Below are 8,653 nucleotides of genomic sequence, written 5' to 3'. Positions count from 1 at the left end.
GCCCTAGATCAGCCCACCCAGCTGTCGTAGAACAGCGGGAAGGCGTCCGCGTCGAAGGTGATGTCGTGGACCTTCGACGCCGTGCCGACAGTCCGGGTGAACACGTAGACCGGCAGGGTGTACGCGTGGTCGATCACATATTTCTGCACCTGCCCGTAGGCCTTCTTGCGGGCGGCGAGATCCGTCGTGCCGGCGCTGGTCGCGAGCCATTCGTCGACCTCCGGCACCGCGATCCCGGAACTGTTCGCCCCGCCCTGGGTGAACGTCAGATTCGAGGCGAACAGCGTACGGAGCAGGTCGGGGTCGGACTTGCCCCAGCTGTAGGCGATCAGGTCGTAGCCGCCGGCGTTGCGCTGGGTGGTGTAGGCGCCCGAGTCCATCGAGTAGAGCTTGGTGGCGATGCCGACCTTCTTCAGGTCGGCCTGTACCGCCTGGCTGACGATGTCGCGCTGCTCGCGGTTGAAGGCGCCGACGTAGGGCCAGTCGAGGACGAGACGCGCGCCGTTCTTCGTGCGGTAGCCGTCGGCGTCGCGGCCGGTGTAGCCGGCCTCGTCGAGCAGCTTGTTCGCCGCGGCGACGTCATGGGGGAAGGCCTTCTCGAGGCTGGGATCGTAGGCGATGTTCTTTGGCGTCAGGGTGCTCCACGCGCGGGCGTACTGGCCGGCGTAGACCGTCTTCACGATCGTGTCGACGTCGACGGCGCGCTGGACGGCCTTGCGGACCCGCTCGTCGGAGAACGGCGCACGCCTGGTGTTGAAGTAGATCGAGTAGTTGGCGTTCTGCGGAATCACCTTGAGCAGCCGCAGGGAGTTATCGCCCTCGAGCGCGGCGACGTTCTGCGCCGGCACGCCGTCGGCGGCGTCGATCTCCCCACTGCGCAGCGCGCTCACCCTCGTCGCGTCCTCGGGCAGGAAGCGGATGGCCAGCTTGTCGAGGTAGGCGGCGCCGGTGTGCTTCGCGCCGCCGGGGGCCGAGGTGTAGCCGTCATTGCGGGTGAACTCGGCGACCGATCCCTTCACATAGCGGGTGAAGCGAAACGGCCCGGTACCCACCGAGTTCGGCCCGCCCGAGCAGAGGGTGTCCGGCGCTTCGGCGATCTTCTTCGGCGACTCGATGCCGAGGTAGGCCGTGGCGGCCGCGGCGAGGAATGCCGCGTACGGCTTGGAGAAGGTGACCTTGGCCGTGCGCGGGTCGACGACCTCGGTGCCGACGTAGGGGCCGAGCAGCGCCACCGCGTACTGCGACTTCGTTGACTTCGCCGCGATGTGGTCGAAGTTCGCCTTCACCGCCGCCGCGTCGAACGGTGTGCCGTCGTGGAACGTCACGCCGTCCTTGAGCTTGAAGGTGAACGTCTTCGCGTCGGCGGAGACCGTCCACGACGTGGCCAGCCACGGGCCGACCCCGCCGCCCGGCTGCTGCGCCACGAGCGAGTCGAACACACCCCGCTGGATGACAGCGGTGACGTCGGCCGGGCTGACGTGCGGGTCGAGGCAGTCGCCCTCGGTGGCCACCGCGAAGGTGAGCGTGCCGCCCCGGTGCGGTGTTCCGCCCGCCCCGTTCGCGCTGGTGGAGCCGGCGGGTGCCGGATCGGACGCGCAGGCGCCGAGCATGGCGGCGGCCGCGACGGCCGCGACGCGGACGGCGGGGTGGAATCGGGGACGTGGGCGTTTCATGGATGCTCCAGATAGGGCGGACGCGACGATGGCCTCACCAGGTCATGCGGCCCGGCGGCCGAGGGGCACGCGGAGCCGCAACCGGCGGCCCGGGCGCGTGCCGTACGGGCACGGACCAGCACGAACGGGGAGGTAGTCGCCGATGGTGCTACTGCCGTACCAGTCCAGACAGGCAGCGGTTCATCCTGTTATCGCGGCTCATAGGCATCGGGCCGCAAGCCCGTGCGCATCGCCCGTAGGCCCACCCGCACGTGCCGCGCGCCCCGCCCGGCGTCGCGCATGTCCGTCCGGCGGTGCGCCACGCCACCTCGGTGGAGCCGTCAACGGGGATGAGCGACGAGGTGGCGGTCCACCAGGGTGAAGCCGAAGGAGGGCGGTGGGGCCGCGCCGAACCGGCGCAGGGCACCCGCCATCGTGTCGATCTCGTCCCGCCAGGCCGTCGCGGCCAGGGCGGAGGTGTCCGGATCCGAGGTGTCCAGGGCGGAGGTGTAGAGGCCCAGACAGGTGCGGACGTGCTCGAAGAAGGCGGTTAGGACCCGGGCCGTGACGTGCGCGCGGACGTCCCGCTCGTCGGCACCCCGGTCAATGGCCTCGATCGCCGCCGCGGCGAGGATCGCCGTGCGGACGGCGTGCGCGACCCCCGAGCCGCTGAGCGGGTCGAACCGGGCGGCGGTGCCTCCCACCGCGAACCACCCCGGCCCGCAGGGCGGTTGCAGGAACCGGGGCGCCGCGGGCACGACCACGACGGTCTCGGGCAGCGCCGTCAATCGTGCTCCCAGCGCCGTCTCGGCGAGAAGCCGATGAAGCAGCGGCACGGGACGGGCGACGGGCCCGGGGACCATCGCCTGCACCAACGCCTGCCGCTCGCCGATCGGCGCCAGGAAGACCCATGCCGACCCGGCGGCCACCAGCCGGCTCGTGGCGGTGGGCTCGGCCGGCGCGAGCCGCACCTCGGCGCTGATCATGTTTCGGCGTCCGAGCTCGACGGGTCGGGCCGGTCGGCCCGGTGGAGGCGCAGCGGCGGTGACCAGCCACGCGGCAGGCGGCGACGCGAGGCCATCCGGGGTGAACCGGACCAGGTCCGGGTGCGCCTCGGCGAGCCGTGCGCCCAGCCGGCGGACCAGCACGCTGCCGTCGACCGCCAGGCTGGGCTGCTCCAGCCGCCGCGTCGTGGCCGACCCGCCCCACCGGACGTGCCGGTGCCGAATCGGCCAGGCGTCCTCGAACAGGCCGGCGCCGCCGTCCCAGACGTCCCAGACGTCCCGGAGCACGGCAACGGTCAGCTCGTTGAGCACCAGCCAGCGCGGACGCGCACCGCCGGTATCCGGCGCCCGCTCACGGGCATCCGGTTGCCATCCGGTCACCCGGACGGGCCGTCCCTGGGCGGCGAGCAGGTACGCGCAGGTCAGGCCGGCCAACCCAGCCCCGGCGACGACGACCTCGGTCATTCCTCCGTCCGGGAGCCGCCCGGCTCCCCGTCCCTTGCGGAGGCCGTTGCGGAGGCCGGCGCGGTGCCGGCGGTTAGGAGCTCGGCGAGCAGGGCCTCGTGCGCCGCCCCGTGCTGGAGCACGAGTCGACGCTCCGCCGAGCCGCCCAGCTCGGCAACGGTCTCCTGCGCCCGCCGGAGCCCGGCGGCGTGGTCGGCGACCGGAATGGGCAGGGTGACCGGACCGGGCAGGGCGAAGCGCGGCTGCACGCCGCGCAGGTGGTTCGTCTCGTGCAGGCTGAACATCGCCCGACGGGCCTGCTCGAGCAGCTGCCCGCCGGCCCGGCCCCCCAGGGCGAAGGTCGCCTGCAGGGCGCTGAGCAGCAGAGCGTAGTTCTGGTCGCTGAGATCCGCCAGACCGCCGGTGAGCGCGTCGACCGGATCCGGCCGCATCGTGCGCAGATAGCTCTCCGGCGCGAGCCCGGCGAGGTGATTCTTGACCGTGCCGAACCGGCGGAAGTGCTCACCCCCCTCGTCGATGATGAGCTTGACGAGGTGGACGAGCCGGTCCCGCTCGGGGAAGAGGTCGGGCCGTCCATCGATCGTGCGCAGCAGCCGCACGTACATCCCGTCGATGCCCGACGCCGTTCCCTGGCTCGGCCGTTCGACCTCGATGAACCAGTCCAGCTGTGCCGGGGTCAACGGCTGGAGCTGGAACGGCCGGTCGAGCTGGCGGTGGATGCGCTCGGCCCGGCCGACGTTCGGGGGCAGGCCGAGCAGGGTGAGCGCCTCGTTGACCCAGCGCAGGTGCCGCATCTCGTCGACCGCGATGGAGAACACCTCGGTGGCCGCGGCATGCACGCGGCGGGTGTGCTCGTCGGCGTCGTCGGGCAGTAGCCGGGGCGCGTCGAGCGAGTAGTGGGCGAACAGGTACTCCACCGACAGGGCATGTTCGACGGTGGCCAGGTAGTTCAGCTCGGCGAGCACCTCGTCCCGGGTCAGCTCGTCGGTAGCCGGCTCCGGGGGCGGCGGCGGCGCGCCCCCGCCGGTCTTCCGGCCGTCCAGCACGACGGCCAGGTCGTTCCAGGCAGGGAGCATCTCGGGGTAGTCCAGTTCCAGCTCCCGGCGGCCGACCTCGGTCGCCAGGTCGGCGGGCGGCGGAACGCTGGTGCGATCGCGCCGCTGGAAGTTGACGTAGGGGACCTGCCCGTCCGCGCTGGTGACGACGTCGGGTTTGGACGCCGCCCAGTAGAAGCAGCCGCAGTCCCGGAAGTCATACTGCCACGGCGCGCACAGGCTGCGGGTCAGCTCCCCGGGCAGGTAAACGTCGGGGTCGATGACACCGTCGGGGTCGAGGTAACGGGCCCGGTCGGCGACCAGGACCGCCAGCACCGTGCCGTCCGGATCCCGCTGCACGACGCTGCGGTCACCGCGACGGAATCCGTTGAGCGTGCCGTTCACGACGTCGGCGCCGGGCGAGGAGATCCCCGGCGGCGGGCCAAGCAGGATCGCGATCCGACCCGGCATCAGGTCGTGCACCAGCCGCCAGACGTCCAAGCCGCCGAGGTCCGTGCAGGTGAACGTCGGTATCTCCGATTCGGCCTGGTCGACGGTCGTGCGCCCGCACACCGCCCACAGGTGCAGGGGCAGATCCGCGTCGGTCAGGCCGCGCTCGGCGGCGACACCGGTGGCGGCGACGTGGCGCAGCACGGCGCCGTCCGGACGGTGGAACTCGAAGGTCAGCCCGGGGAAGAACGCCTTGTCGAGGTTACGCTGGTCGAACTCCAGCCCCGGATAGCAGTTGTCGACGCCGCTCTCGGGACGGGTGCCGGCCGGGTTGCCGCGCACAACGTGGTCCGCCCGCGCTGTCAGGTTACGGGGGAAGATCTTCCCGGCCGGTGGCCCGGGCACGGGCACGGGATCCGCCATGTTTCAGCCCCTTCCTCGAGCGACGCACCTCGCCGGGCGACGCATCCTCATCGAGTTCATCGAGCAACGCCTCATCACCGGGCGGCGCACCATCACCGGGCGACGGTGGTCGGGTCACTGCCGCTGCCGCCGTACATCGCCGACGCCGGCGGTCGCCCGTCGAAAAAATCGGGACGCGCCGCGGACAGCTCGACGTACGCCCGCAGGCAGAAGGCGAGCCAGCCACGGATGTAGTCGCAGCCGGGCCGCCCGCGCCGGGTGACCTCGTGATAGCAGCCGCCCCCGCACAGATACCGGGCCCAGCACGAGCGGCACGGGCTCATCCGGTCGACGTGGCTACGGGCGAGGTGACCCGCCCGGGCCGCGTCGTCCGGGCCGGCCGCCACCGACCCCATGGCGAAGTCGGGGTCGTCGACGAGCCGGTGGCAGGCGAACAGGTCGCCGTTCGCGGCGGCGCTGAGGTACCCCGCGCCCGCCCCGCACGGGTAGGGGCGATGGCTGCCGCGGTGAATCTGCTGCATGGCGGTCTCGAAGTTGCCGAACGGGTACCGGCGACCGGCGGCCAGCTCGCGCAGCGCCACCTCGCCGCACTCGACCATCTGCCGCAGGAACTCGTCGAAGGCCGGGCGGGTGAACTCGAGCGCCGGGTCCGGCGACGCGACGACCGCGGCGAACCCGACCTCGTCGAACCCGAGGCCGATCACATGGTCGAGGACGTCGCGCAGCCGGCCGCTCGCCGGGGTGACGGTGATCCGGGCGGCGAGGTGGCGCGGGCGCCCGTGGCGGGCCAGCAGGTCGAGCCCGGCCCGCACCCGGTCGTAGGCACTGGCCCCGCCGGCCCCGCCAGGCAGCCGCCGCAGCGCGTCGTTGCGGTCCCGGTCGCCGTCGATGCTCACCGAGACGGCGAAGGGATACTCGGCGAAGAGGCGGGCGTCCTCGGGACGCAGCACGGTCAGGTTCGTGGTCAGGGAGAACCGCACCCGCCGCCCGGCGGCCGCGGCCACCCGCGCCGCGTAGACGGTGACCTCATGGACGAGGTCCGCGGCGAGCAGCGGCTCGCCGCCCATGAACCCCACGACGACGTCGGCGCCCGGCCGCGACTCGGCGAGGAGGCGGTCGACCGCCGCGAAGGCGACCCCGCGCGGCATCGCCCGGGCCGCACCGCCGAACCGCCCCTCGTCGGCGTAGCAGTAGGCGCACGACATGTTGCACGCCTGCATGACGTTCAGCGACAGGGCGGACAGCCGTGGCGGGTCGATCGGACGCCCGTCGATGCGCCGGGGCGTGGACGGCTCCAGCCCCAGGTCGGCGCGCAGTCCGGGATCGAGCTCGATCGCCCCGCCCGAGCCCAGCCAGGTCTCCACTCGCCGCGCGACGTCCTCGGGCAGGTCGTAGACCCGACTGCCGTCCGTCACGAACAGGTGCGCACCCCGTGTGCTGCGGAACAGGCGGACCTCGGCGGCGGGATCCGGCGCGCCGCCCGAGACGGCGGCCCGCTCTCCTTCCGCCGGCCGCTCTCCTTCCGCCGGCCGCGGTTCCCAGCCCGGCGGGCGGCGACCGATCTGCAGCAGGACCGTCACGTGCCGGACTCGATGTCCCGCCGCAGCGCGGCGCTCCAGGCGAGAAGAAGATCGTACTGCCGCCGGGTGATGTGCATCGGATGGCGGTCGGAGCCGCGCATCAGCGCCGGCATGCGACGGTCGTAGTAACGCTCCCTGGTCGCCGGCTCGCGCACGACCGCGGGGAGCAGCTCGGGCCGCTCCCGCAACAGGTCCTCGAGCACCTCCAGCGCCAGGAACCGGCGGTGGCGCGCCCGGCCCGCCTCGGTCAGCGGAAGCGGGTGGCCGGTCACCGGCTCGGCCGCCGGGAACGCCAGGTCCCGGACCGACTCGACCGGCTCCCGCCGGCTCCGCGCGATCGCGGCGTTCTCGAACCGGGCCCGGTCGTTCTGGGCGTCGATGTTGACCGCGCCGACCGTCTCGAAGATCCGCTCGAACAGGTCGCGGACCTCCAGCGTGGTGCGGGCCGCGTCCGCCACGTAGGCGGGCTCGCGGACGTCGGCGCGCCGGACCCGGTCGGTCAGGCCGTCCGCGGCCGAGGTGAACGGCCGCCGGTCGGGTGCGAAGTCCGGCGGCCCGACGACGATCCGGGCCGTCGCGGTGAGTCCCCCCGGCAGGACGACCCGCACCGTGCCGTCGCAGACGTCGTCGACGAGCCCGAGGCTGGCGCTGTTCTCGGCGCCCGGGTTGGTGCGCGGGTCGTCGCCGGTCAGCGCGAAGCCGCTCCACGTCGACTGCGGGTTGAGGATGAGCCGGTCCGCGGGCAGGACGTAGACGCTCGTTTGCGCCGGGAGGTCCGTCGGGCCGTACACCGCGCCGACGGCCGGGGTGAACCGCAGCCGCAGCTCCGGCAGCTCGGTGTTCGGCCGGGTCAGCTGCACGCTGCCCAGCGGGACGCGGCTGCCGACGGGCACCAGCGGCGTCGCGGCGCCCTCGGGGGAGCGCCCGTCGAGCGGGCGCCGCCCGGTGTCGTCGCCGGCGATGCTCACCTTCGCGGCGATCCGGTCGTCGTCGACCTGCGTGTAGTGATGCGGCTTGAGGTTGGCGACCTCCACCTCCCACCGCACCTGGGAGAGGCTGAGACCGAAGGCCGCCAGGACATCGGGGGTGATCGGCCCCTCGTGCGTCACCCCGTCGGTCGTCCACGCGCCGTGCAGCTCGAAGAACGGGCACACCGGGCGGAATCCCGCGGCGTCCTTGAACGTCACCGTCGCCGGCAGCCGGGTGGTGACCGTCCCGTCCTCGGCGACATCGAGGGTCTCGGCCGGCTGGACGATCGTGCGCCCGGTGCCCCGCGGCGACAGGTCGTTGGGGCCCAGACGTAGTTGTCACAGGGGGTAGGCGACGGGCCCAACCGCCCGTAGGCAAGCGGCGGGTACAGCCACAATTGGTCGATCATCCAGATCTCCTGTTCTCCCGCACCCGCCAGGATGGCCGACGCCCCGAGGAAACGCCGGTCACCCGTGGATTCCCGCGTCATACCATGCGGGAATCCACCACCGTCGATCGCCGGCGTTCACCGGTATTTCCGTCGAACCCGACGGCGCGCCGTGCCTGTTTCATCCCAAACGTCATCGCGTCCCAAACGTCGCCTCCCCCGAACGTCGCCGCCAAGCCGGGTGACCGATCCGGGCGACGGCTCGACGGTGATACGGCGAAACCGTTCGCCGTTATATCTATCACACCGGGTCCGTCATCTACCATCCTGAACCCGCCGCCGCGCGGTGAACTGTCGGACCCGAGACAACGCCGGATTCCGGCCGCCACCGGTCTTCCCGCCGGGCGAGGATCAACCGCTGGGCCAGCCGCCGACCAGACCGGGAGACGCAAGCGACAGTCGCGTCCGGGCCCCCGTCAATCCCGACGACTTCGACATAGAACACCGGGCTCGGCGCGATGCACCTCACCCATCCCAGCAAACTCACTACCCATTCCAGCAAACTCACTACCCCATCCCAGCAACTCGCCGCAGGCCGGGCCGCCGGTCGCGGTCAGGCCGAGAGCCGCTGCCGCGCGGCGGGGCCCGGGCGCCGCGCCTCGCCCGGCGTCTCGCCCGGCGTCTCGGC

Annotated in this window: 5 protein-coding genes; all 5 read right to left on the bottom strand. The window is 72.6% G+C overall.

The genetic code is table 11. The annotated features are described in order from the left end of the window. Positions 1-8: 8 nt before the first annotated feature. Complete coding sequence (locus AC08OQ_RS14800) at positions 9-1,673, bottom strand: ABC transporter substrate-binding protein (protein ID WP_476602438.1); 1,665 nt, start codon at positions 1,671-1,673, stop codon at positions 9-11. A gap of 320 nt (positions 1,674-1,993) precedes the next feature. After that, positions 1,994-3,121, bottom strand: a complete 1,128-nt coding sequence (locus tag AC08OQ_RS14795) for a hypothetical protein (RefSeq protein ID WP_476612125.1) — start codon at positions 3,119-3,121, stop codon at positions 1,994-1,996. Then, entirely contained in the window at positions 3,118-5,028 is a 1,911-nt protein-coding gene (locus AC08OQ_RS14790; RefSeq protein WP_476601425.1) for a ferritin-like domain-containing protein, read from the bottom strand. The genes AC08OQ_RS14795 and AC08OQ_RS14790 overlap by 4 nt, the downstream gene beginning before the upstream one ends. Positions 5,029-5,120: 92 nt before the next feature. Continuing rightward, complete coding sequence (locus AC08OQ_RS14785; RefSeq protein WP_476601424.1) at positions 5,121-6,608, bottom strand: radical SAM protein; 1,488 nt, start codon at positions 6,606-6,608, stop codon at positions 5,121-5,123. Further along, on the bottom strand, positions 6,605-7,795 hold the full coding sequence (locus tag AC08OQ_RS14780; protein ID WP_476601423.1) for a hypothetical protein: 1,191 nt from the start codon (positions 7,793-7,795) through the stop codon (positions 6,605-6,607). The genes AC08OQ_RS14785 and AC08OQ_RS14780 overlap by 4 nt, the downstream gene beginning before the upstream one ends. Between the last annotated feature and the right edge of the window lie 858 nt (positions 7,796-8,653).

It is taken from the genome of Frankia sp. CcCS3 (assembly GCF_977927575.1).
The sequence above is the reverse complement of the archived record's forward strand: the minus strand, read 5'-3'. Positions and strand labels throughout refer to the sequence as shown.